General features: G+C 70.7%; 23 protein-coding genes and 3 tRNA genes. 5 read left to right on the top strand and 21 right to left on the bottom strand.

All coding sequences use genetic code 11. The annotated features are described in order from the left end of the window. Positions 1-20 precede the first annotated feature (20 nt). Positions 21-2,540 (bottom strand): ATP-dependent Clp protease ATP-binding subunit, encoded by a 2,520-nt coding sequence (locus OVA28_RS04710; RefSeq protein ID WP_194659694.1) that lies wholly within the window; start codon positions 2,538-2,540, stop codon positions 21-23. A 172-nt stretch (positions 2,541-2,712) separates the two neighbouring features. Next, positions 2,713-3,192: a Clp protease N-terminal domain-containing protein gene (locus tag OVA28_RS04705; RefSeq protein ID WP_268095938.1), complete on the bottom strand. Its 480-nt coding sequence runs from the start codon at positions 3,190-3,192 to the stop codon at positions 2,713-2,715. An 89-nt stretch (positions 3,193-3,281) separates the two neighbouring features. Here OVA28_RS04705 and OVA28_RS04700 point away from each other — a divergent pair, with 89 nt between their 5' ends. After that, positions 3,282-4,214 (top strand): NAD(+)/NADH kinase, encoded by a 933-nt coding sequence (locus tag OVA28_RS04700; RefSeq protein WP_194626987.1) that lies wholly within the window; start codon positions 3,282-3,284, stop codon positions 4,212-4,214. A gap of 13 nt (positions 4,215-4,227) precedes the next feature. Here OVA28_RS04700 and OVA28_RS04695 read toward each other — a convergent pair whose 3' ends face one another. The 16 genes from OVA28_RS04695 to tilS all read right to left on the bottom strand — a co-directional run bounded on the left by OVA28_RS04695 (position 4,228) and on the right by tilS (position 18,304). Continuing rightward, positions 4,228-5,004 (bottom strand): tyrosine-protein phosphatase, encoded by a 777-nt coding sequence (locus tag OVA28_RS04695; RefSeq protein ID WP_268095937.1) that lies wholly within the window; start codon positions 5,002-5,004, stop codon positions 4,228-4,230. Between the two features lie 200 nt (positions 5,005-5,204). After that, the gene (locus OVA28_RS04690) at positions 5,205-6,281 is read right to left on the bottom strand and encodes a sigma-70 family RNA polymerase sigma factor (protein WP_268095936.1); all 1,077 of its coding nucleotides are present in this window, start codon (positions 6,279-6,281) and stop codon (positions 5,205-5,207) included. 356 nt (positions 6,282-6,637) lie between these two features. After that, complete coding sequence (locus OVA28_RS04685; protein WP_267238438.1) at positions 6,638-6,769, bottom strand: hypothetical protein; 132 nt, start codon at positions 6,767-6,769, stop codon at positions 6,638-6,640. A 64-nt stretch (positions 6,770-6,833) separates the two neighbouring features. Beyond that, positions 6,834-7,037: a hypothetical protein gene (locus OVA28_RS04680; RefSeq protein WP_194659690.1), complete on the bottom strand. Its 204-nt coding sequence runs from the start codon at positions 7,035-7,037 to the stop codon at positions 6,834-6,836. Positions 7,038-7,107: 70 nt separating this feature from the next. Next, positions 7,108-8,634 carry a lysine--tRNA ligase gene (gene lysS / locus OVA28_RS04675; protein ID WP_268095935.1) on the bottom strand — a complete coding sequence of 509 codons (1,527 nt, stop codon included), beginning with the start codon at positions 8,632-8,634 and terminating at the stop codon, positions 7,108-7,110. 64 nt (positions 8,635-8,698) lie between these two features. After that, entirely contained in the window at positions 8,699-9,154 is a 456-nt protein-coding gene (locus tag OVA28_RS04670; protein ID WP_268095933.1) for a hypothetical protein, read from the bottom strand. Further along, positions 9,151-9,843 carry a Rossmann-like and DUF2520 domain-containing protein gene (locus OVA28_RS04665; protein WP_267419484.1) on the bottom strand — a complete coding sequence of 231 codons (693 nt, stop codon included), beginning with the start codon at positions 9,841-9,843 and terminating at the stop codon, positions 9,151-9,153. The genes OVA28_RS04670 and OVA28_RS04665 overlap by 4 nt, the downstream gene beginning before the upstream one ends. Further along, positions 9,840-11,600, bottom strand: a complete 1,761-nt coding sequence (locus OVA28_RS04660; protein ID WP_268095932.1) for a PH domain-containing protein — start codon at positions 11,598-11,600, stop codon at positions 9,840-9,842. Before OVA28_RS04660 ends, OVA28_RS04665 begins: the two co-directional genes overlap by 4 nt. Before the next feature lie 8 nt (positions 11,601-11,608). Then, complete coding sequence (locus OVA28_RS04655) at positions 11,609-12,130, bottom strand: PH domain-containing protein (protein WP_268095931.1); 522 nt, start codon at positions 12,128-12,130, stop codon at positions 11,609-11,611. A 59-nt stretch (positions 12,131-12,189) separates the two neighbouring features. After that, positions 12,190-12,669: a DUF3180 domain-containing protein gene (locus tag OVA28_RS04650; protein ID WP_194659684.1), complete on the bottom strand. Its 480-nt coding sequence runs from the start codon at positions 12,667-12,669 to the stop codon at positions 12,190-12,192. Then, positions 12,666-13,277, bottom strand: a complete 612-nt coding sequence (gene folK / locus OVA28_RS04645; protein WP_268095930.1) for a 2-amino-4-hydroxy-6-hydroxymethyldihydropteridine diphosphokinase — start codon at positions 13,275-13,277, stop codon at positions 12,666-12,668. Before folK ends, OVA28_RS04650 begins: the two co-directional genes overlap by 4 nt. Then, a complete protein-coding gene (gene folB, locus OVA28_RS04640; RefSeq protein ID WP_268095928.1) occupies positions 13,274-13,702 on the bottom strand; it encodes a dihydroneopterin aldolase in 429 nt (142 codons plus the stop codon). Before folB ends, folK begins: the two co-directional genes overlap by 4 nt. Continuing rightward, a complete protein-coding gene (folP, locus tag OVA28_RS04635; protein WP_268095927.1) occupies positions 13,699-14,490 on the bottom strand; it encodes a dihydropteroate synthase in 792 nt (263 codons plus the stop codon). Before folP ends, folB begins: the two co-directional genes overlap by 4 nt. 77 nt (positions 14,491-14,567) lie before the next feature. Beyond that, complete coding sequence (gene ftsH / locus OVA28_RS04630; protein ID WP_268095926.1) at positions 14,568-16,553, bottom strand: ATP-dependent zinc metalloprotease FtsH; 1,986 nt, start codon at positions 16,551-16,553, stop codon at positions 14,568-14,570. A 136-nt stretch (positions 16,554-16,689) separates the two neighbouring features. Beyond that, a complete protein-coding gene (hpt, locus tag OVA28_RS04625; RefSeq protein WP_194659679.1) occupies positions 16,690-17,241 on the bottom strand; it encodes a hypoxanthine phosphoribosyltransferase in 552 nt (183 codons plus the stop codon). Between the two features lie 40 nt (positions 17,242-17,281). Then, positions 17,282-18,304 carry a tRNA lysidine(34) synthetase TilS gene (gene tilS, locus OVA28_RS04620; RefSeq protein ID WP_268095925.1) on the bottom strand — a complete coding sequence of 341 codons (1,023 nt, stop codon included), beginning with the start codon at positions 18,302-18,304 and terminating at the stop codon, positions 17,282-17,284. Positions 18,305-18,356: 52 nt separating this feature from the next. Between tilS and OVA28_RS04615 the strand changes: the two genes are divergently transcribed. Further along, positions 18,357-18,848, top strand: coding sequence for an inorganic diphosphatase (locus OVA28_RS04615; protein ID WP_071278809.1), 492 nt, complete (start codon positions 18,357-18,359; stop codon positions 18,846-18,848). A gap of 103 nt (positions 18,849-18,951) precedes the next feature. On the opposite strand, the gene OVA28_RS04610 is transcribed toward OVA28_RS04615, so the two are convergent. Further along, the gene (locus OVA28_RS04610) at positions 18,952-20,454 is read right to left on the bottom strand and encodes a C40 family peptidase (RefSeq protein WP_268095924.1); all 1,503 of its coding nucleotides are present in this window, start codon (positions 20,452-20,454) and stop codon (positions 18,952-18,954) included. Between the two features lie 32 nt (positions 20,455-20,486). Then, positions 20,487-21,791: a M23 family metallopeptidase gene (locus OVA28_RS04605; RefSeq protein ID WP_268095923.1), complete on the bottom strand. Its 1,305-nt coding sequence runs from the start codon at positions 21,789-21,791 to the stop codon at positions 20,487-20,489. A 300-nt stretch (positions 21,792-22,091) separates the two neighbouring features. On the opposite strand from OVA28_RS04605, the gene OVA28_RS04600 reads away from it, so the two are divergent. The 3 genes from OVA28_RS04600 to OVA28_RS04590 all read left to right on the top strand — a co-directional run bounded on the left by OVA28_RS04600 (position 22,092) and on the right by OVA28_RS04590 (position 22,405). After that, positions 22,092-22,164: transfer RNA gene (locus tag OVA28_RS04600), tRNA-Glu, on the top strand. 90 nt (positions 22,165-22,254) lie between these two features. Then, positions 22,255-22,331: transfer RNA gene (locus OVA28_RS04595), tRNA-Asp, on the top strand. A 1-nt stretch (position 22,332) separates the two neighbouring features. Then, positions 22,333-22,405 (top strand) — tRNA-Phe (locus OVA28_RS04590). Positions 22,406-22,584: 179 nt separating this feature from the next. Here the strand turns inward: OVA28_RS04590 and OVA28_RS04585 are convergent. Further along, positions 22,585-23,595, bottom strand: coding sequence for an aldo/keto reductase family protein (locus OVA28_RS04585; RefSeq protein WP_268095921.1), 1,011 nt, complete (start codon positions 23,593-23,595; stop codon positions 22,585-22,587). Between the last annotated feature and the right edge of the window lie 169 nt (positions 23,596-23,764).

Genomic DNA, 23,764 nt, shown 5'->3' with positions numbered 1-23,764 from the left:
CCGTCTGTCTGGTGTGACTCCTAGGACTCGATCTCGCCCTGGGGCGCGTCGGTGCCGGCCTCGACGGCCGCCGCACCGGCGAGGACCTCTTCGCGGCCCGGCTGACGCCCGGTCTCGAACTCGAACTTGCCCTCGCGGAAGTCGACCTTCACGTGGTCACCAGCGGTGAGCTCACCCTGCAGGATGTGCTCGGACAGCTGGTCCTCGACCTCGTGCTGCATGGCGCGACGCAGGGGGCGAGCACCGAGGGCGGGGTCGAACCCGACCTTGATGAGCTGCTCCTTGGCGGGGACCGTCAGCTCGACGGTCATGTCGCGGTCCAGCATGCGGTCCGACAGGCGCTTCACGAACAGGTCCACGATCTGCAGCAGCTCGGGCTGCGACAGCTGCGGGAACACGATCGTGTCGTCGACGCGGTTCAGGAACTCCGGCTTGAAGTGCTTCTTCAGCTCCTCGTTCACCTTCGAGCGCATGCGGTCGTAGCCGACGCCCGAGTCACCCTCGACCTGGAAGCCCACCGGGCCACCGGCGATACCCTGCGAACCGAGGTTCGTGGTCATGATGATGACGGTGTTCTTGAAGTCGACCACGCGGCCCTGACCATCGGTCAGACGGCCCTCTTCGAGGACCTGCAGCAGCGAGTTGAAGATGTCCGGGTGGGCCTTCTCGATCTCGTCGAAGAGGACAACGGAGAACGGCTTGCGGCGCACCTTCTCGGTGAGCTGGCCGCCCTCCTCGAACCCGACGAACCCGGGAGGGGCACCGAACAGGCGCGAGACGGTGTGCTTCTCGCCGAACTCTGACATGTCGAGGGAGATCAGTGCGCCCTCGTCGTCGAACAGGAACTCTGCGAGCGCCTTGGCGAGCTCGGTCTTGCCGACGCCCGTGGGGCCGGCGAAGATGAACGAGCCCGAGGGGCGGTTCGGGTCCTTGAGGCCGGCGCGCGTGCGCCGGATGGTCTTGGACAGGGCCGAGATGGCCTCTTCCTGACCGATGACGCGCTGGTGCAGGGCCTTCTCCATGAAGACGAGACGCGAGGTCTCCTCTTCCGTGAGCTTGAACACCGGGATGCCCGTGGCCTGCGCCAGGACCTCGGCGATGATGCCCTCGTCGACGGTGCCGGATGCGGCGACGTCACCGGCACGCCACTGCTTCTCGAGGCGGAGACGCTCGCCGAGGAGCTTCTTCTCCTCGTCACGGAGCGACGCGGCCTTCTCGAAGTCCTGCTCCTCGATGGCGGCTTCCTTCGACCCGCGCACCGTCGAGATCTTCTCGTCGAACTCGCGGAGCTCCGGCGGCGCCGACAGGATCGACAGGCGCAGGCGGGCGCCGGCCTCGTCGATCAGGTCGATGGCCTTGTCGGGCAGGAAGCGGTCCTGCACGTAGCGGTCCGCCAGGTTCGCCGCGGAGACGATCGCCCCGTCGGTGATGGACACCTTGTGGAACGCCTCGTACTTGTCGCGGAGGCCCTTGAGGATGTTGATGGTGTGGGGCAGCGACGGCTCGTTGACCTGCACGGACTGGAAGCGACGCTCGAGTGCTGCGTCCTTCTCGAAGTGCTTGCGGTACTCGTCGAGCGTGGTGGCACCGATGGTCTGGAGCTCGCCACGAGCGAGGAGCGGCTTGAGGATCGACGCCGCGTCGATCGCGCCCTCGGCTGCACCGGCACCGACGAGCGTGTGGATCTCGTCGATGAAGACGATGATGTCGCCGCGGGTGCGGATCTCCTTCGTGACCTTCTTCAGGCGCTCCTCGAAGTCACCGCGGTAACGGGACCCGGCGATGAGCGAGCCGAGGTCGAGCGAGTAGAGCTGCTTGTCCTTCAGCGTCTCGGGCACGTCGCCCTTGACGATCGCCTGGGCGAGGCCCTCGACGACGGCGGTCTTGCCGACGCCGGGCTCACCGATCAGGACGGGGTTGTTCTTGGAGCGGCGGGAGAGGATCTGCATGACCCGCTCCATCTCCTTCTCGCGCCCGATGACGGGGTCGAGCTTGCCGTCGCGCGCGGCCTGGGTGAGGTTCCGACCGAACTGGTCGAGGACCTGCGAACCCTGCTGCGCGTTCTGCTGCTGCTCGCCGCCGACGGCGACCGCTTCCTTGCCCTGGTAGCCGGACAGGAGCTGGATGACCTGCTGGCGCACCCGGTTCAGGTCGGCGCCGAGCTTCACGAGGACCTGGGCTGCGACACCCTCGCCCTCGCGGATCAGGCCGAGCAGGATGTGCTCCGTGCCGATGTAGTTGTGGCCGAGCTGCAGCGCCTCGCGCAGGGACAGCTCGAGCACCTTCTTGGCGCGCGGCGTGAACGGGATGTGCCCGGTCGGCTGCTGCTGGCCCTGGCCGATGATGTCCTGGACCTGCTCACGGACGGCATCGAGCGAGATGCCGAGCGACTCGAGCGCCTTGGCAGCGACACCCTCGCCCTCGTGGATCAGGCCGAGGAGGATGTGCTCGGTCCCGATGTAGTTGTGGTTGAGCATCTTCGCTTCTTCTTGAGCGAGGACGACAACACGACGGGCCCGGTCGGTGAATCTCTCGAACATGTGCTCTCCCTTGGCCCCTGCGATCGGAGCCGACAGCTGTGCCGGTCTCGTGTGAGTCCGGCCAAGTACTTCGAGAGTAACCAGCGCTCCGCCCCGGGGCTGCCCCTGTTCGCCGTGGGCGTGACCTGGGTTGGCTGGCTGCGTTCAGCGGTGACGGACCGACTGTCGGACGTCAGGGGCGGCGCGCTGCCCGTCGGATTGCACGGCGGAAGCGACGGGGTTCGACCCCGAGACGCTCGAGCACGTCGTTGGCAGCGCCCATCAGCGGGTCGTCGATGCCGTCGAGCACGGCGAGGACCACGTGGTGCGGCCGGACCCGCTCGGCCGGACCGGCGATCTGCGCCGCCCGCGCCAGCACCCGGGCACCGGCCGGCGTGCACACGATCCGGTCCGGCTCGGACGGGTAGGGGACGGAGCCCGCGCCGACGAAGACCCGGATGGACTCCCGCACCCGCGCCGGCGTGACCCCGTGTGCGTCGAGCACCGAGGCGAGCCGCGGGATGCCGGCACACAGGACGACCGCCGCGACGAGGAGGTGCTCCGCGTCGACGAAGCCGAAGCCCGAGTCCTGCGACTCGTGTTCGGCGAGGAGCACGATCTCGCGGCCGTGGCGGAGGGTGGGCACGGCGACGGAGAGGGCAGCAGTCTGCATCCATACAGAATATCGCGTTTCGTGTGTGTATGGAAGCCGTTCAGCTCGAGTCCACCGGTCGGTGCAGGTCCGCCCGGTAGCATCCGGCCATGGAGCAGCCCGTCGTCGGCCTCGTCGTCCACCCGACCAAGAACGTGCAGGAGTCCGTCACGACCCTGCGGCGCTGGAACTCCTCCGGCCTCGGGCGCCTGGTCGCCCGACGCATCGACGCCGCCCGGATCGGCGACACGATCGAGGTGGTCGAGGACGACGACTTCACCGCCACCGTCGACCTCGTCGTGGCCCTGGGCGGCGACGGCACCATGCTCGGCGCCATGCGGCTCGTGGCGAAGCGGCCCGTGCCCGTGCTCGGCGTCAACTACGGCAACGTCGGCTTCCTCGTGGAGATCGAGCCGCCCGAGCTCGAGGCGGCCCTGGAGCGGCTGTCCGCCGGCGAGTACCAGCTCGAACCGCACCACGCCCTCGAAGCCCGGCTGGCCTGGAGCGGCGCCCGGACGGACTACCTGGCGTTCAACGACCTGACGATCGTGCGACGCCCGGGCTCCGGGCAGGTCTCGGCCGACCTCAGCGTGGGCGGCCTCGGCTACGGGTACTACCGAGCCGACGCCATCGTCGCGGCGACGCCCGCCGGGTCGACGGCCTACAACTACGCGGCGGGTGGGCCGGTGCTCTCCCCCGCGCTCTCCGGGTCCGTCGTGACCCCGGTCGCCCCGATGGCGGGCATCGACCGTGCCGTGGTCCTGGCGGCGCGGGAGCGCTACCGCTTCGACATCGCCGAGGGCACCAGGAGCGCAGCGCTCGAGGTCGACGGGCTCGTCGTGGGCGAGGTGGCCACCGGTGCGCAGATCGACATGCGCCTGCGGAAGGACGCCGGCAGCGTGGTGCGGCTCGACGCCGAGCGACACGGGCGGACCGGCCGGGTGAAGCTCAGCCTGCTCGACCTCCCCGTCCGCCCGGACCAGCTCGTGGAGCTCATCCCGAGCGACCTGCGCCAGAAGCTCCGGCGCGAGGTCGAGGACTGACGCCCGCCGCGACTCAGACGAGCAGGCGTGCCCGGAGCCCGTCGATGCCGTCGTCGGGCAGGCCGTGCGCCCACAGGTACCCGGCGGCTGAGCCCCACTGGTCGACCACGTGCTCGATCGCTGCGTCCAGGGCCGCACGGGGCGACCGGGTCGCGAGCGCCAGCACCGCGTCGTCGTCGACGGTCATGCCGCTCGCCCGCACCTGTTCAGCCATCGCGAGCGCCGCTGGACCGAACGACGTCGGCAGGAGCTGCTCGGTCAGGGCGTAGTCGTCGAGCACGGCGTCCCGACCGACCCCGACCGCGAGCAGGACCAGCGCGACCAGCACTCCTGTCCGGTCCTTGCCGGCGGAGCAGTGGACGAGCACCCCGCCGGTGTCCGGCTGCTCGAGGAGGACCTGCACGGCGGTGACGATGCCGGTGCCCTCGTCGTCGAGCAGGCCGAGGTAGAGGTCACCGAGCGTGGGGACGGACGCCATCGACGACAGCGCCCCGGTGAGCAGCGGGACCGCCGTGCACCGAGCAGCCGACCCGATCAGGGCGTCGGGCGCAGCGGAACGCTCCACGATCGTCCGGAGGTCGACGACCCGCACGACACCGAGGCGGTCCAGCTCCGCGCGACCCCGACTGGTGAGGCCGGCAAGGCTGCCCGAGCGCAGGAACCGTCCGGGTGCGATGACCCGTCCGTCGACGGTCGACAGTCCGCCGAGGTCGCGGAGGTTGAAGGTGCCGTCGACGTCGCGCACCCGTTCGGTGCTCGTCGGGGCGACGGATGGTGATGCAGCAGACACGGGGACTCCTCGGGACGATGCAGAACACCGTACATCACATGCTGGCAGCACTGGCCGTGGAGGCCGGACGCACGAGAGGCCCGCCCGAGCATCGCTCGGACGGGCCGTTCCCGTCACCCCACCGGGTCGCCTTCCCACGGAACGACCCGGTTCCCCCCGACCGGCACCGTTCGCGGCACCGGCCGAAGTCCTTGCCCGACCTACTCGGTCAGGTACAGCTGCATGTCCTGCGAGACCGCCTTGGCGAACAGGCGGAGCTTGGCGCGGGACTCCACACGGCTGACCGCCTGGCGGGTCGTGTGCACGATCTTCGAGATCTCGTCGAGCGTCATCGGCTTGTCGTCGTCGAGGCCGTAGCGCATGCGGATCACGTTCGCCTCGTCGCTCGGCAGCTCCGCGACGATCGAGCGGATGTCGCGGTGCAGGAGCGTCGTCTCGGTGAGCTCGTTCGGGGACGCAGCGTCCTCGTCCTCGATGAAGTCGCCCAGCTCGCTGTCGTCCGAGTCACCGACGACGGTGTGGATCGAGACCGGCTCGTGCGAGCGGCCCTTGAGGTCGACGAGTTCCTCGACGCTCATGCTCAGCTCGGCGGCGACCTCGTCGGGCGTCGGCGCACGGCCGAGGTCGACGGTGAGGTCACGCTCGGTACGCGAGATCTTGTTGATCAGCTCGACGGTGTGGACCGGGATGCGGATCGTGCGGGCCTTGTCGGCGAGGCCGCGGGAGATCGCCTGGCGGATCCACCAGGTGGCGTACGTGGAGAACTTGTAGCCCTGCGTGAAGTCGAACTTCTCGACCGCGCGGACGAGCCCGAGGTTGCCCTCCTGGATGACGTCCATGAACGGCAGGCCGCGCTGGGAGTAGCGCTTCGCGATGCTGACGACGAGGCGGAGGTTCGAGGTGATCATCCGCTCCTTGGCGCGCTCACCGTCGCGGACGAGCCACTTGAGCTCACGCTGCAGCGCCTTGGGCAGGTTCTGCTCGGTCGCGAGCTTCTCACCGGCGAACAGGCCGACCTCGATGCGGCGGGCGATGTCGGCTTCTTCCTCGGCAGTGAGGAGTGCCAGACGCCCGATGTGGCGCAGGTAGTCACCGACCTGGTCGACGGATGCGCCACGGACGCCGGCGAGCTGCTCGTCTGCCTCGACCTCGGGTGCGGCGTCGAGCGTCGTGCTCTCGACCTTGGCGGAGTCGGTCTTCTTGGCGGAGTCGGTCTTGGCGGTTGCCTTCTTGGTGCGGCGTGAGGTGGTGCTCGGCGTTGCCGTTGCGATCGTCATGTGACTCTCCCTGCATTCGACGTTGGTGAACCTCGTCGGTGTTGGCCCTTGTCGGGTGAGACCGAGTAAAGCGGTCCGGAGGTGTACCCCACAAACCCGTCGGATCGATTCCCAGGGTTCTCCGTGCTTCACCATCGGTACCCCATGGGGAGGGGTACACGATGCCGACAGCATTTCGCCTCGACTTCCGCGGAAGTGCGCGGATCAGGCCGTGTTTCCGCCGATGTCGGCATGTGTCGGGCGCGTTTCAGCGGGTGTACCCCGGGGCACAGCGCTTCCCGGACAACGAAAAGGGGTACGTCGGTCCGGATCGATGCGATCCGGCCGCCGTACCCCGAAGAGCAGGTGCGTGAGGGTCACCAGGACGGCTCGAGCCACCCCGCTCGGCGCTTCGACACCTCGAGGTCGGCGTCACGGTCGTACTCGTCGTACTCGCTCTCGATGTCGCCGACGAGGCTGCGAGAACGGAACATCTGCATGATGGACATGCGGATGATGCTCACACCGGCCGGCAACGGCCGCGTGAACGCCGGACGGCCGGGACGTGTCGGACTACTCCGAGGGCGTCGACGTGGGCGCAGCGGTGCCGTGGACGCGCTCGAAGCGGGCGCGCTCCTCGGCCTCGACCCTGGCGTACGCGGACCGTTCGTTGCGGTCTGCCCGCATGATCGCGCGCATGACGAACCAGAACACGAGGCCGACCACGACGGTCGGCGTCAGCGCGAAGATGATCCCGGTCACGACTCCATGCGGCACGCGGTCATCGTACCTCGCCCTGTCAGGAGGCTCGGTGTGCGTCGGACGCGCACCGAGCCTCCTGGCTGGCTCACTTGACGAGCGGGAACAGGATCGTCTCGCGGATGCCGAGACCGGTGATCGCCATGAGCAGACGGTCGACGCCCATGCCCATGCCGCCGGACGGCGGCATGGCGTGCTCGAGGGCCCGCAGGAACTCCTCGTCGACGCGCATCGCCTCGGGGTCGCCGCCCGCGGCGAGCTTCGCCTGCTCGACGAAGCGCTCACGCTGGACGACGGGGTCGACGAGCTCCGAGTAGGCCGTCGCGAGCTCGAACCCGCGGATGTACAGGTCCCACTTCTCGACGATGCCCGGGCGGGTGCGGTGCTCGCGCGTCAGCGGTGAGGTGTCGACCGGGAAGTTCATCACGAACGTCGGGCGGTCGAGCGAGTCGATGACGAAGTGCTCCCAGAGCTCCTCGACGTACTTGCCGTGCGTGGCGTGGGCGACCTCGACGCCCTCGGCGGCCGCGAGCTCCTGGAGCTCGGCGAGCGGGGTCTCCGGCGTGATCGTGCGCCCGGCGGCCTCGGACAGGGAGCCGTACATGTCGATGCGGGGCCACTCGCCACCGAGGTCGTACGCGGTGCCGTCTGGCAGCGTGACCTCGAGCGAGCCGCCGGTGACCGCGCGGGTCGCGTTCTGCACGAGCTCCTGGGTGAGGTCGGCCATCTGCTCGTAGTTGCCGTACGCCTGGTAGGCCTCCACCATCGCGAACTCGGGCGAGTGCGACGAGTCGGCGCCCTCGTTCCGGAAGTTGCGGTTGATCTCGAACACGCGGTCGATCCCGCCGACGACGGCCCGCTTCAGGAAGAGCTCCGGCGCGATGCGCAGGTAGAGCTCGGTGTCGAAGGCGTTCGAGTGCGTGACGAAGGGCCGGGCCGAGGCACCACCGTGCTGGGTCTGCAGCATCGGGGTCTCGACCTCGAGGTACTCGTGGCCGGTGAACGTCTGGCGGAGCGACGCCATCACGGCGGCGCGGGCACGGACGGTCGCGCGGGCCTGGTCGCGCACGATGAGGTCGAGGTACCGCTGACGGACCCGGGTCTCCTCGTTGAGCTCGTTGTGCAGGTTCGGCAGCGGCAGGATCGCCTTCGCCGCGATCGCCCAGTCGTCGACCATGATGCTCAGCTCGCCACGACGCGACGAGATCACGCGACCGTGCACGAACACGTGGTCACCGAGGTCGACGTACTCCTTCCACCGCGCCAGGGAGTCCTCGCCCACCTCAGCCAGGGACACCATCGCCTGGATGCGCTGGCCGTCGCCCGACTGCAGGGACGAGAAGCAGAGCTTGCCGGTGTTCCGCGAGAACACGATGCGCCCGGCGATCCCGACGACGTCCTGGGTCTCCTCGCCGGTCTCGAGGTGCGCGTACTGCGCCCGGACCGCGGGGATCGTCGTGGTGATCGGGAGCTCGGCGGGGTAGGCCTCGATCCCGGCCTCGAGCAGCCGCGCGCGCTTGTCGAGCCGGACCTGACGCTGCTCGTTCGTCTCCTGTTCGGCCAGGGCGGCGGCGTCGGCGATCGCGGTGTCGGTGGTGGCGGTCTCGTCGGTCATGGGGTGCGGCTCCGGAGGTCGTGGGGGATCGCGTCGATGCTACCGGCCAGCGCCCCGCCGCCCGTCACCCGCGGGACGGGGTCCCGCCCGCGGCGAAGGCCCCTGCGGGCGCGCGGCCCTGCGCCCGCAGCACGAGCAGGGTCACCGACGACCCGGCGTACGCCGCCGCGACGAGGAGCATCACGACGGTGCCGGCCACGTCGAACCCGGTCGAGACACTCGGCCGCGCGAGCAGCCCGTCGGCGACGAAGTACGCGGCCAGGAGGAACCCGGCGAACGGCCTCGCGGTCATCCGCCACCACGCACGCGGCGGCGCGACGGGCTCGTCGTCCCCGCGGAACACCCGCACGCCGATGCCGACCATCAGGACGAAGCCGATCGCGGCGACCAAGGGCACGACGACGTCCGGGAGCCCGAACGCGAAGAGCAGCAGCGTGAGCAGGATCCCGATGACGCTCGCCGCCACGACGTACCCGACCTTGGCCTGGGCCGTGGTGATGCGGAACGGGCCGTCCGTCACAGCGCCGACTGCCCGTCCGCGGCCGTCAGCGCGTTGTCGACCGCCGAGCGCACGAGCGCCCCGAGGACCCGGCCAGGACGCTCCACCCCGATCGAGGACAGCGTGCCGGCGGACTGGTCCACGATGGCCGTCGAGAAGCTCACGGCGGCGCGCACGGCATCGGCGTACGCGGGCCGGTCCTGCTCGGCGACGACGAAGGGCTCTGCCCCCATCTCGACGACGAGCGCCTGGGCGATGGGGAGCACGGGGCCGGGTGCGGTCACGGCGCAGTAGGCATCGCGCAACCGCGACAGGTCGACGCTGGTCCCGGTGAACGCCATCGCCGGGTGGATCGCGAGCGGGATCGCCCCGGCGGCCATCGCGGGCGCCAGGACGCCGACGCCGTGGTCAGGACTGGTGTGCACGACGAGCTGTCCAGGCTGCCAGATGCCGGCGTCCGCCAGACCCTGCACGAGCTCCGCGAGCTGGTCGTCCGGCACCGCGAGCAGCACGAGTTCGCTGCGCTCCACCAGCTCCGGGGTCGCGAGGACGGGGACGCCGGGCAGCAGGGCCTCGGCACGGTCGACGCTCGACGCCGAGACCGCGGTGATGCCGACGACCGCGTGCTCCGCGTTCGCCAGCGCCGCCCCGAGGACCGGACCGACCCGTCCGGCGCCGACGACGCCCACGCCCAGCCGTCCCGCCCTCATCGGACGGCTCCCGTCCCGGGGACGTCCTGCCAGCCGGGAGGCACGTCAAGCGCCGAGCGGGCCGCCTGCGGGACCGCAGGGTGCGGGTCGGGGGTGATGCGAGCCTCCTGGCCGTCGGCTGCTGCTGGTCCACGGGACCGCCAGCGGTGGGAGGTGTCGGTGGCCGCCGCCTCGACGGCGCGCTCCGCGGTGCCGGACCACAGGCGCTGCGCGTCCCTGGCGTCGAGCGCCCCGACGCGCGCGGCGACCGGACCGGAGACGGTGTGGACGTGCACCGAGGCCAGGCGGAGCAGCCGCTCCAGCGGCCCCTGCTCGACGCGCACGCTCTGCACGCGGGGCAGCGGGACGACCACGAGCGACCGCCAGACGGCCCCGAGGCGGAGGAGCACGGCGCCGTCGACGAAGCGGTACCCGTTGCGGCGTGCGGAGAGCGGGCGGAGCCATCGGCCCCGACGCGGCGAGTGCACGAAGCCACCGGCGTCCCCGGTCGTGGTGAGGCTGTCGTCGACCACGCTGACGGCTTCGGCGGAGCCCTCGCGGAGGCGGTCCTTCGAGGCCTCTGGCCCGACGACCGCGGAGCCGACCAGTGCCGGCAGGATGATCTCGAGCACCTGTCGGACGTCGGCCGCGGTCCCCACGGGGAGGACGATGGACGACACCTGCTGGTTGCTCGACGCCCCGTTGCCGGCGTTGGTCGCACGGTTGATGCGGACGTCCCACCAGCCGAACGGACGCCAGAGCAGGGGCTGCGCGACGCTGACCGCGTGGATGCGGCCGGGCGGCAGGGTCTCGTTCGTCGTCGAGACCAGGCCGAAGCCGATCCGGATCCCGTCGCGGGTGTCGGCGATCGTGTACTGCAGCGACTTCGAGAACTTTCGGACGTAGTACCCGCCACTGCCGATGACGGCGGGGAACAGCGTGACGAGCAGGAAGTACTCCCCCGTCAGCGCGATGCTGACGATGATCGCGGCCACGAGCGCCAGGATGACCACGGTCGTGCCGGAGAGCAGCATCGAGGCGATGAGGCGCCCGGGCTTGACCTTCACGATGCGGGTGGCGTGCACCGCGTCGGCGTCGAGCTCGGGCGACAGGAACTCGTAGACGCGGTCCGACACGACTCCGTCCGAGCTGTACTGACGGCCGGGTGTCGCTTCCTCGGGCTCGTCGCGGGCGCCCGAGGCGAGCACCAGGATGCGCTGCCGCAGGTCGTCGGAGGCCTTCGCCCCGAGGTACGCGAGCTGCACGTTGGCGTCGTTGCCGGCCTGCGCGATCTCGAGCTTCGCCGTGCCGAACAGCCGCGGGATCAGCGGGCGGGTGATGTTGATGCCCTGGATCCGGTCGAGCCGGGCCTTGCGGTGGTTGCGGAACAGCACGCCGGAGCGCACCTCGACGATCTCGCCGGTGACGCGGAACTCGTGCATGCGCCAGGACAGGTAGAACAGGCCGATCAGCACGACCAGGAACACCGCGATCCCGAGCAGCACCCAGCCGAACGCCCCGTGCTCCCAGACGTAGCGGACGGGGTCGCCCTGCTCGCGTGACCCGCCGCCCGGGATGAAGGTCTCGAAGAGGGTGTCGCGGAGGTTGTTCACGACGATGCCGAGCACGACGACGAGGAAGATCCCGCCGCGCAGCAGCGGTGTGAGGGGGTGCAGTCGATGCCACTCCCCGTCGGTCAGGGGCGCGGCGGCCGCGGCGTTCCCCCGGCGGTTCGGGGCGGGCGGTGCGGGCGGCGGCGGCCCGGGTCGGAAGGTCACGTCGGCCCCTACAGCCCGGCGCGACGGGACTCGGCGAGCTCGACGAGTCGGTCGCGGAGCTCGTCCGCGCGGTCGGCGGGGATGCCCGGGATCCGCACGTTCGTCGACGCCGCAGCGGTCACGAACTTCAGCTCGCTCAGGCCGAGCACCCGGTCGAGCGGTCCGCGGTTCACGTCGACGAGCTGCAGGCGGCCGTACGGCACCGCGGTGAAGCGCTGCCACATCAGGCCCTTGCGGAGCACGAAGTCGTCGTCGCGGAGGGCGTACCCGATCGCACGGACCCGACGTGGGGTGAGCACCGCCGTGACCAGCGTGATGATCCCGATCGCGACGCCGATCAGCGTCCACACGAGGCCCGCCGTCTCGCCCGGTCCACCGCTCACGACCCCGATGAGCACGCAGCCGACGGTGACGACGACCCCCGCCAGCACGGTCGTGATGAGCTCGGTCCAGACGAGCTTCGAGGACACCCGGGTCCAGTGCACACCGGTCAGGCCGAGGCCGGGCTCGTCGAGTCGTTCGCGCGGCATCGCGGCCTCCTGTGGTGTGGCGTGGGTCGGCCGTCGCGCGGTGGTCGAACGGCAGTCGGTCAGTGCACCGCCGTGCCGCCGCGCGGGTCGTCGTGGTCGTCGTCGTCCGGGGGGACGACGCACATCCGTTCGGCGACGAGGGCGCACACGGTGAGCACGATCCCGCCACCGACCGCCACGGCGTTCGGCAGGGTCGAGCCTAGCGAAGGCAGGACCGAGCGGGTCAGGAGGTACACGACCAGTCCGAGCGCCAGCGCGCCGAAGAAGGCACCGCAGATGCTCGAGGCCTTCGCGAGCACCACCACGCGGGTCGCGTAGTGCGGGTCGACACGGCGTTCGGCCCGCCCGCGGACCTGGCGCCGGATCGGCAGCGCCATGACCACCAGCGCGATGCCGATGAACGCGAGCGTCAGGCCGAGCGGGGCGGAGAGGATGAGCGTCGGGACCTGACGTGAGGCGAGCGCGGCGTCGAGGGCGAACCCGGCCACGGCCGCGACGACCGCGACGCTGACGAGGGTGGAGGCGCGGGTCGGCTTCACGAGGCCGCTCCGGGTGGCGTCGCGGCGGTCGCGTCGGCCACGTCCGTCGCGACGGTCGCGTCAGCCGGACGGGAGGCTCGGGTCGGCTCGTCGAAAAGGCGCGGCTCGTCGACGCGCTCGGTGTCGTCGCCGACCGCGGCGAGCAGGTCCGCCACCGGCCCGGCTCCGGGCAGCACGGCCGAGGGGTCGGCGTCGTGCCACGGCGCGAGCACGAACGCGCGCTCGTGTGCGCGGGGGTGCGGCACGGTCAGGGTCGCGGTGTCGACGAGGACGTCCGTGCCGTCGTCGTCCTGCAGCGCGACGACGTCGAGGTCGAGCGTGCGGTCGCCCCACCGGACCTCCCGGGTGCGGCCGTGGGCGTCCTCGATGGCATGCAGGGCGTCGAGGAGCTCCTGCGGACCCAGGTCGGTGTCGACGACGACGACGGCGTTGCGGTACCGGGGCTTCGCCGTGTCCGGGCCGTCGAGGGTCACGGCGACGGACTCGACCTCGTGGCTCGACGCCACCGGTCGGACGCCGGGGACCGCGGCGACGGCGGCCGCTGCGGCGCGGAGCGTGCTGCCCCGGTCGCCGAGGTTGGCGCCGAGGGCGATGACGGCACGACTCACGCGCGGGCTCCGGATCCGGCTGCGCCGGAGTGCACGGCGGCATCGTGCTCGACGGTCCGCTCGGCGGTCCGCTCGCGGCGGATCGTGATCGACACGTCGGTGAACGGCACGGTGATCGGTGCCTGCGGCTTGTGGACGGTGACCTCCGTCGCCAGGGCGGCGCGGTGGGTGAGCACGGCGGCGGCGATCCGCTCGGCGAGGGTCTCGATGAGGTCGACCGGGTCGCGCTCGATCTCGGCGACGACCTGCTCGGCGAGGACGCCGTAGTGCACCGTGCGGTCGAGGTCGTCGGTGCCGGCGGCGGCCCGGGCGTCGACCTCGACCGCGACGTCGACGACGAACTCCTGGCCGTCGGCGCGCTCGTGGTCGAAGACGCCGTGGTTGCCACGGGCACGGACCCCGGTGAGGCGGATGGTGTCGTTCACGATCGAGCTGCCCTCCAGGCTTCCCACACGTCCAGGACGGCGCGGGTCGGTGCGGGGTCGTGCACACGCACGCCCCAGGCGCCTCGTTCGGCGGCCAACAGGCTGATGGCCGCCGTGGCGAGGTCGCGGTCCTTCGGTGGAGCACCCTCGGCGCTGCCGACGCCCTCGAGGAAGCGCTTCCGCGAGGCGGCGACGAGCACGGGCAGCCCGATCGAGGCGAAGCGCTCGTACCCGGCGAGGATCTCCCAGTTCTGTGCGCCCTGCTTGGCGAAGCCGAGGCCCGGGTCGATGACGACCTGCTCCTGACGGACGCCGAGCACGATGAGCTCGGCGACGCGCATCTCGACCTCGCGCCGGACCTCGTCCACCGCGTGTGCGTAGACGGCGTCGCGGTACATCCGGTCGCTGTGGCCGCGCCAGTGCATGACGACGAACCCGGTGCCCGTCGCGGCGACCACGCGGGCCATGTCCGGGTCGGCGAGGCCGCCGGAGACGTCGTTCACGATCACGGCGCCGAGCTCGACCGCATGTTCGGCGGTGCTGGCGTTCATCGTGTCGATGCTGACCGGGACGCCCTCGGCGACGAGCTGCCGGACGACGGGGAGCACCCGCTCCTGTTCGACGTCCACGGGGACCCGCTCGGCGCCGGGCCGGGTGGACTCCCCGCCGACGTCGACGATGTCGGCGCCGGTGGCGACGAGCTCACGGGCGTGCGCGAGGGCACTGTCGTACGCCTGGTGCAGCCCGCCGTCGGAGAACGAGTCCGGCGTGACGTTGAGGATCCCCATCACGCGGGTTCGTCCTCCGACGGACGGACGGCCACCTGGGCGGCGACCCCGTCTCGTCCGCAGGTCGGTCATGCCGGCTACGCGGGTGCGATGCCCGGGTTGCCGAACGGACGGGCCCGACGGGCCTTCGACGCCTCGGTCTCCTGCTCGGCGGCGGTGTTCGCTGCCTTGCCGGGGACCGCGATGGCGGGCAGGTCGCTGACCGGACGCTTCTCGCTCGAGAGCCACTGCGGGCGCTCGGGGAGCTTGCGGACGTCCTTGAACAGCTCGACGAGCTCCGGCGCGTCCAGCGTCTCCTTCTCGAGGAGCTCACCGGCCAGGCGGTCGAGCAGGTCGCGGTTGTCGTTGAGCACCTGGTAGGCCTCGTCGTGCGCGGCCTCGAGCAGCGCGCGGGTCTCGGCGTCGACGGTCTCGGCGATGTTCTCCGAGTAGTCGCGCCCGGTCCCACCGCTCATGTCGCGGCCGACGAACGGCTCGCTCGACCCGGCGCCGAGCTTGACGGACCCGACGGCACGGCTCATGCCGTACTCGGTGACCATCTTGCGGGCGGTGCCGGTGGCCTTCTCGATGTCGTTCGACGCACCCGTGGTCGGGTCGTGGAAGACGATCTCCTCGGCGACGCGGCCACCCATGGCGTACGTGAGCTGGTCGAGCAGTTCGTTGCGGGTGACGGAGTACTTGTCCTCGAGCGGGAGCACCATCGTGTAGCCGAGGGCACGGCCGCGGGGCAGGATCGTGATCTTCGTGACCGGGTCCGTGTGGCGCATCGCCGCTGCCGCCAGGGCGTGGCCGCCCTCGTGGTACGCGGTGATGAGGCGTTCCTGGTCGGACATGATGCGCGTGCGGCGCTGCGGGCCGGCCATCACGCGGTCGACGGCCTCGTCCAGGGCACGGTTGTCGATGAGCTGCGCGTTCGACCGGGCGGTCAGCAGCGCGGCCTCGTTGAGCACGTTCGCCAGGTCGGCACCGGTGAAGCCCGGCGTCTTGCGGGCGAGCAGCTCGAGGTCGACACCGGCGGCGAGGGGCTTGCCCTTCGCGTGGACCTCGAGGATCTGCTTGCGGCCCTGCAGGCCCGGTGCGTCGACGCCGATCTGGCGGTCGAAGCGGCCCGGACGCAGGAGTGCGGGGTCGAGGACGTCGGGACGGTTCGTCGCGGCGATCAGGATGACGTTCGTCTTGCCGTCGAAGCCGTCCATCTCGACGAGGAGCTGGTTCAGCGTCTGCTCGCGCTCGTCGTTGCCGCCGCCGATGCCGGCGCCGCGGTGACGACCCACGGCGTCGATCTCGTCGATGAAGACGATGGCCGGGGAGTTCTGCTTGGCCTGGTCGAAGAGGTCACGGACGCGGCTCGCACCGACACCGACGAACATCTCGACGAAGTCCGAGCCGGAGATCGAGTAGAACGGCACGCCCGCTTCGCCGGCGACGGCGCGTGCGAGCAGGGTCTTGCCGGTGCCGGGAGGGCCGTACAGCAGCACGCCCTTCGGGATCTTGGCGCCGACGGCCTGGAACTTGGCGGGTTCCTTGAGGAACTCCTTGATCTCGTGGAGCTCCTCGATGGCCTCGTCCGCACCGGCGACGTCGGAGAAGGAGACCTGCGGGTTCTCCTTGTTGTTCATCTTCGCCTTGGACTTGCCGAACTGCATCACCTTCGAGCCACCGCCCTGGGCGTTGGCGAGGAGGAACCAGAACACCGCACCGATGAGCAGGAACGGCAGGAGCGTCACGAGGAGCGTGACGAACCAGTTCGACTGCTGGACGGTGTCGTTGTAGCCCTTCGGCAGGTCGGCCTGCGCGATCGCGTCGACGACCTCCGGCCCACGCGGCTCGGAGTAGTAGAACTGCTCCGTCGCACCGCCGTCCTTGAGGATGAGGTCGACGCGCTGGTCGGTCGAGTTCACGACGGCAGAGGAGACCTTGCCGTCAGCGATCTGCTCGAGCCCCTTCTGCGTGTCGATCTGGGAGGTACCGGTCGACGACAGGAGCTGCCACCCGACGATGATCCCCACGAGCGCGAGCAGTACCCAGACGTACGGTCCGCGGAAGATGCGCTTGAAGTCCATGTGATCCGGGCAGAGTGCCCGACACCTTTCTCTGCCGAAGTTGCGTGCAGGTCAGCATACGGCTGCGACTCTGTGGCGAGAATGGGTGTCCTCTGCGGGCGAACTGGACGGTTCGCCAGAGGGACCGGACCGTCGGTCAGGAGTAGACGTGCGGGGCGAGGACCCCGATGCCGCGCAGGTTGCGGTAGCGCTCGTCGTAGTCCAGGCCGAAGCCGACGACGAAGGCGTCCGGGATGTCGAAGCCGACGTAGCGGACGTCGACCTCGACCTTGGCGGCCTCGGGCTTGCGCAGCAGGGCGACGATCTCGACGCTGGCGGCCCCGCGGGACGCGAGGTTCTGCTGGAGCCAGGAGAGCGTCAGGCCGGAGTCGATGATGTCCTCGACGATGATGACGTCGCGGCCGTGCAGGTCGGTGTCGAGGTCCTTGAGGATCCGCACGACACCGGACGACTTCGTGCCGGAGCCGTACGACGACACGGCCATCCAGTCCATCTTCGCCTGCAGGGTCAGGTGGCGCGAGAAGTCCGCCATCACCATGACCGCGCCCTTGAGGACGCCGACGAGCAACGGGTCCCGGCCGGCGTAGTCGCGGTCGACCGCCGCGGCCAGCTCGGCGATCTTGTCGTCGATCTGCTCGGGGGTGAAGAGCACTTCGGAGAGGTCGTCCTGCACGTCGGAGAGTTCCACGCGCCAAGCCTAACGGCCCGGGAACGCAGTGCCGGGCGACTCAGTGCCCGGCGCTGAAGGACAGGCGGTCGCCGTCGCGGGATGCGCGGACCCCCGGCAGGTCGATCGGCCCCTGCCCGCTCCAGTCCGTCACGAGTCGGCACACCTCGAGCGTCTGGACACGGGACAGCGTCACGCCGAACTCGCTCTCGACCGCCAGACGCACCAGCCGCTGCCGGAGCGCCGGCGGGTTGGCCGCGAGCTCCCGCACGGACAGCGAGATGCCGGCCTCGGAGTGCTCGGCGAGGTCCTCGGCCATCTCCTCGGCGAAGTGGTCGAGCGCGGCGGAGTCCTCCCGCAGCTGGTCGGCCGTGCGGGCGAGTGCCTCGGCGACGTCGGCGCCCAGCTCCCGCTCGAGCGCGGGCAGCAGCGTCGTGCGGACCCGCACCCGCGTGTACGTCGGGTCGTCGTTCTGCGGGTCGTCCCAGGGTGCCAGGCCGGCGGCGGCGCAGGCCTGCCGCGTCGCGGGCCGTCGGACGGCCAGGAGCGGTCGGCCGTACGCCGGCCCCTCCGTCCGTCGCGCCAGCGGCGGCATGCCGGACAGGCTGTCCGGCCCGCTGCCGCGCAGCAGGCCGAGCAGCACGGTCTCGGCCTGGTCGTCCAGGGTGTGCCCGAACAGCACCAGGGGTGACCCGGTGGCGGCGGCGACCTCGGCGATCGACGCGTGGCGGGCCTCCCGGGCGGCGCCCTCCGGACCACCGTCGGGACCCACGGTGACCCTGCGGACCGTGACCGGTGCCAGTCCCAGCTCGGCGGCCTGCCTGGAGGCTCGGCTCGCCACCGCCTCGGAGCCCGCCTGGAGCGCGTGGTCGACGACGACCGCGCCGGCGCGGAGGTCCTGCTTCGGGGCCTCGAACGCCGTGGCCGCGGCGAGGGCGAGGGAGTCCGGTCCGCCGCTCAGGGCGACGAGGACCAGGTCGCCGTCACGGACGATCCCCTCGGTGCGCGCCTGGGCGAGGAGCTCGCGCACCGCGCGGCGCGTGCCGGCGACTGCGGGATCCAACCGGGGACGCGGAGAGTTCACCCGGTAACGTTAGCCGCGCTTTCCCGTGCAACCGACAGACCAGGAGCAACCAATGGCCGCGTACGACGTCGTCGTCGAGATCCCCAAGGGCAGCCGCAACAAGTACGAGGTGGACCACGAGACCGGTCGCGTCTACCTCGACCGCGTGCTGTTCACGTCGTTCGTCTACCCGACGGACTACGGCTTCTTCGAGCAGACCCTGGCGGACGACGGTGACCCCGTGGACGCCCTGCTGCTGCTCGAGTACCCGACCTTCCCGGGCGTGGGCGTGAAGGTCCGCCCCGTCGGCGTCTTCAAGATGAGCGACGAGGCAGGCATCGACGCCAAGGTCCTCGTGGTCCCCGCGAAGGACCCGCGCTGGGCGCACATCCAGGACATCTCGGACGTCGACGAGCAGACGAAGGCCGAGATCGCGCACTTCTTCGAGCGCTACAAGGACCTCGAGCCGAACAAGTGGGTCAAGGCCGAGGGCTGGGGCGACGCCGCCGAGGCCGAGGCCATCGTCACGGCCGGCCAGGCCGCGTACGTGCCCGCCGGTCACTGACGCTCGTCTGCTGACACGGAACGGCCCGGTCCCCTCGTGGGGCCGGGCCGTTCTGCGTTGCCGCTGGGGCGCTTCTGCGCGGGTGTCCGGCGAGACGGACGGCCTACAGGGAGCCGCTCGGGCGGCCGACGTAGGGCAGGAGCTGGCCGGGCGACCAGATGGCCCGTTCGACGACGCCGACACGGACGTTCGCCGCCTCGACCATGATGCCGCCGCCGGTGTAGATCGCGTCGTGGTAGCCGCCGGACGGGGCGCCGTTGTTCGAGTAGAACAAGACGTCGCCCGGCTGGCGCTGCGACATCGGGACGAGCCGGCCGACGCTCTGGAAGTAGTAGTACTGCGAGACGACGTTGTGGGCACCCGTGGCGACGCCCTGGCTCGAGTAGGCCATCTTCACGAGGCCGGAGCAGTCGTACGCGGCAGGGCCCTCGCCGCCGAACTGGTACGGCTTGCCGATCTGGGCCCGGGCGTACCCGATGGCCCCGGCGGCCCTGGACGGGGAGCTCGGTGCGGGGGCGGGGGCCGGTGCCGGAGCGGGCTTCGGGGCGGGAGCGGGAGCCGGCTTGGGGGCAGGCGCGGGAGCGGGGGCCGGGGCGGGCGCTGGCGCTGCCGGAGCGGGCGCGGCGACGGAGCCGCTGCCGGAGGGCTTGCTGCCGCCGGACGTGGTGCCGGTCGTGCTGCCGGTGGGCTTGTTGCCGCCGGACGTGGTGCCGGTCGTGTTCCCGGCCGTGCTGCCGGTCGGCTTGCTGCCGGTCGGCTTGCTGCCGCCCGTGCTCGTCGCACCGGACGACGTGGTCGTCGTGGTGGACCCGCTGCCGGTCGTCGTCGTCTGCGCGGCGAGCTGCGCCTCGGCCCGCTCCGCCCGCTGCTGCGTGGCGTAGGCGCTCTCGGCGGCGGCCGTCGTGCCCTTGAGGAACGCGAGCTGCTCGAGCACCTCACCCTGCTGCGCCTGGCTCTTCTCGAGGCGCCCGTTCGCCGTGGCGGCCGCGTCGTTCGCGTCGGCGAGCGCGGACTTCGTGGTCTCGGTGGCCGCAGCGAGTGCCGTTGTGGCCTTCGACTTCTGCGCGGCGAGGGCGTCGACGGTGTTCTGGTCCGCCTCAGCGCGGGCGAGGACCATCGCGGACCGCTCGGACAGGTGCGACATCGTGCCGACCTGGTAGAGCAGGTCCTTCGCGTCGCCGTCGTCCAGGAGCAGGCTCGTCGAGAGGTCTCCGCCACCCGAGCGGGACAGCTCGACGACGAGCGCAGCGACCTGCGCCGCCGAGTCGTCGGCCTTCGCCTTCGCCCGCTTCGACTGCGCGCTGAGGTCGTCGAGCGTCGACTGCGCCTCCTGCTGCCGGGACGCGGCGGCCGAGTACGTCTGGCCGGCCTGCTGCACCACGGCGCCGGCGGCGTCCGCGGCGTCCTGCAACGAGGACAGCCGCGACGCGAGCTCGTCCACCGTCTGCTGCGTGTCGGCCTGGTCGGCCTTCGCTGCCTGCACTTCCGCCCACGACGGGGCCGAAGGTGCCGCCTCGGCCGGTCCGGCGACCGACACCGACAGCCCGATGCCGATCAGGGTGACGGTGGCGATGCCGCAGGCGAGGGAACGCGCAGGCTTCTTCATGTGGTCTCAGGGCCTCTCGGGCGCGCACACGGTCATACCGAGATCCCCCGCGCAGCCATGAAGGGGACCGGGTCGACGGCAGCACCGTTGACGCGGGTCTCGAAGTGGAGGTGGCAGCCGGTCGACCACCCGGTCGAACCGACCTGGGCGATCTGCTGGCCTGCCTCGACGTGCTGGCCGCTCGCGACCATGATGCCGCCGTTGACGACGTGCCCGTAGGCGGTGGAGATCCCGCCGCCGTTGTCGAGCACGACCTCGTTGCCGTAGCCGCCGCCGTTGCCCGCGAACACCACGGTGCCGGACGCCGCGGCGTAGATCGGGGAGTAGCAGGCCGGGGCCAGGTCGACGCCGGCGTGCAGGGCGTGCGCGTGCGTGTACGGGTCGACGCGGTAGCCGAACGGACTCGTCTGGTACCCGGCGGAGGGCCGGACCCACCCGGACGAGTTCGCCGTGCCCCCGGCGACGACGACGGGCGTGCCGGCGGAGCGCGCTGCGGACGCCGCCGCGGCGGCCGCGGCTGCTGCCTCCTGTGCGCGCTGCTTCGCGAGGGCGGCCTGACGGGCCTTCTCGACCTGCACGCCCTTCTTGTACTTGGCCTCGACGTCGCTGGCGTTGCTGGTCAGCAGGGTGAGCTGGGACTCGAGCCGCTCCTGGTTGGCGCTCTGGGCGTCGACGGCGCGCTGAGCGGACTCGGCGGCGGACTGCGCTGCCTGCATCTTCTGCTGCGCGGCGGCGGCCAGCTCGCCGAGGGCCTTCTTGGCGACCTCGGACTTGTCGGCGAGGGCCTGGGCGGTGCCGCGGTCCTGCGACGCCTGGGAGTAGATGCCGTCCGCCTGCTCGCTGAGCTTCGACATCGCGCCGAGTTCGTAGAGCAGGTCGCCGGACTTCGTCGGGTGCGTGAACAGGTCGGTCGTCACGTTGCTCGAGCTGGCGCGGCCGAGCTGGGCGGCCAGCTGACCGGCCTGCTCCTCGGACTGGGCAGCGGTCTTCTCGGCGGCGTCCGCCTGGCCCTGGAGCTTCTGCTGCTGGAGCGTGGCCTCGTCGAAGGCCGTCTGCGCCGTCTGGTACGCCGTACCGGCATCCGCGGCGGACTTCTGCTTCGCCGAGGCGTCCGACTTCAATCCCGCGATGAGCCTGCGGATCTCGGTCACCTTGTCCTGCTGCGCGGAGGCCGAGGCCTTGGCGGACTGCACGTCGTCCCAGCTCGGGTACGACACGGCGGACGCGGCCCCGACGGGTCCGACCACCGCGATGGTCCCTGCCGTGAGCACGACAGCGACCGCGGCGGCGACGAGGCGGCGGCGGAAGCGGCGGGACTGCGGGAATGAGGTCGACATGTATCTCGATTTCGTAACAGCGCGGCAAGGCTCACGCACGTAACACTGTTAACAGACGCAACAGTAACAACAGGTGCCGACCCGATGCAGCCCCTCGGAGGAGGGGCAGGGGCCGACGACGATGGTCGCACTCGACCATCGACAGCGCAGAATCGGAGGCATTGCTCCACGGTGAGTGAAGACCGGCGGAGCCACCCCGACAGTGCGACACGCCGGGAGGACCGGCTCGGACGGGTTCGATTTGGCATCGGGGCGAGGCATCCGTATGCTTGTCCATCGGTAGCGCGATGCACTGCTTGCGGCCCTATCGTTTAGTGGCCTAGGACACCGCCCTTTCACGGCGGCAGCACGGGTTCGAATCCCGTTGGGGTCACTCTTCGGAGTGAGCAAGTAACGTAGTGCGAAGCAACACCGAGCAAGACAGCACCACCAGGCAAGACTGTACGATCAAGTAATTCCATATGGCCCTGTAGCGCAGCTGGTTAGCGTGCCGCCCTGTCACGGCGGAGGTCGCGGGTTCAAGTCCCGTCAGGGTCGCCACGGCTGGGTAGCTCAGTTGGTAGAGCGTTCGACTGAAAATCGAAAGGTCCGCGGATCGACGCCGCGTCCAGCCACATGGTGAAGAGCCCCTCGCGGAAGCGAGGGGCTCTTCTTCGTTCCGGAGTGGATCGTGCGCGGTGGCGCGGATCGCACTCGCACAACACGAATCGGCTCGCACCGCGGAAGTCCGTGGTGCGAGCCGATTCCTGTTCTTCGGCGCCGATCGGCACCACGCCGATCGGGCTGACGAGCCTCAGGCCTCGCGGGTCTTCGGGCTGCTGTCGTTCGTCTTCGCCGGGTCGCTCTCCACGACGCCACTGAGTGCGTCGTCGATGCGGGACATCAGCTCGGCCGGGATCGTCACACCAGCGGCGCCGGCGTTGTCGTGCACCTGCTCCGGTCGCGACGCGCCGATGATGGCCGAGGCGACGTTCTCGTTCTGCAGGACCCACGCGACGGCGAGCTGCGCCATCGACAGGTCCAGCTCCTTCGCGACGGGCTCGAGCTCCTGCACGGACGACAGGACCTCGTCGCGCATGAAGCGCTTGATCATGTCCGCGCCGCCCTTGTCGTCGGTCGCGCGGGACCCCTCGGGCAGCGGCTGACCCGGCTTGTACTTGCCGGTGAGCACGCCCTGGGCGATGGGCGACCAGACGATCTGCGAGATGCCGAGGTCCTTCGACGTCGGGACGACCTCGGCCTCGATCACCCGGTACAGCGCCGAGTACTGCGGCTGGTTCGAGATGAGCTGGAAGCCGAGCTCCTTCGCCAGTGCGGCACCCGCACGGAGCTGGTCGGCGGTCCACTCGGAGACGCCGACGTAGAGGACCTTGCCCTGACGGACGATGTCGGCGAACGCCTGCATGGTCTCTTCGAGGGGGGTCTCGTGGTCGTAGCGGTGCGCCTGGTACAGGTCGACGTAGTCCGTCTGCAGACGGCCGAGCGAGCCGTTGATCGACTCGAGGATGTGCTTGCGCGACAGCCCGGTGTCGTTGTGCTGCTTCGGGCCGGTCGGGCCGAAGACCTTCGTCGCGATCTCGAGCGACTGGCGACGCTCCCCCTTGAGGGCTTCGCCGAGGACGGTCTCGGCGCCGGTGTTCGCGTAGACGTCGGCGGTGTCGAACGTCGAGATGCCGACGTCGAGCGCGGCACGGACGCAGGCGATGGCGGCGTCGTTCTCGACCTGGGACGCGTGGGTCAGCCAGTTGCCGTAGGTGATCTCGGAGACCTTGAGGCCCGAGTTGCCGAGGTAGCGGTACTCCATGTGCAGTTTCCTCCCGTGCCGCGTCGTCGCGGCGTCCGCCCCGACGGTAGTCCACAGCGCGGGGCCATCGACCCAGCCGGAACCGAGAATGGTGATACATGTGTATCGGGCGGCAACGCGGGAAGCGGGAAGCGGGAAGCGGGAAAGACGAAACCCCGGCGATGTGGCT

Origin of the sequence: Curtobacterium sp. SL109, assembly GCF_026672405.1 — a bacterium.
Classification (GTDB): Bacteria; Actinomycetota; Actinomycetes; order Actinomycetales; family Microbacteriaceae; genus Curtobacterium.
The sequence above is the reverse complement of the archived record's forward strand: the minus strand, read 5'-3'. Positions and strand labels throughout refer to the sequence as shown.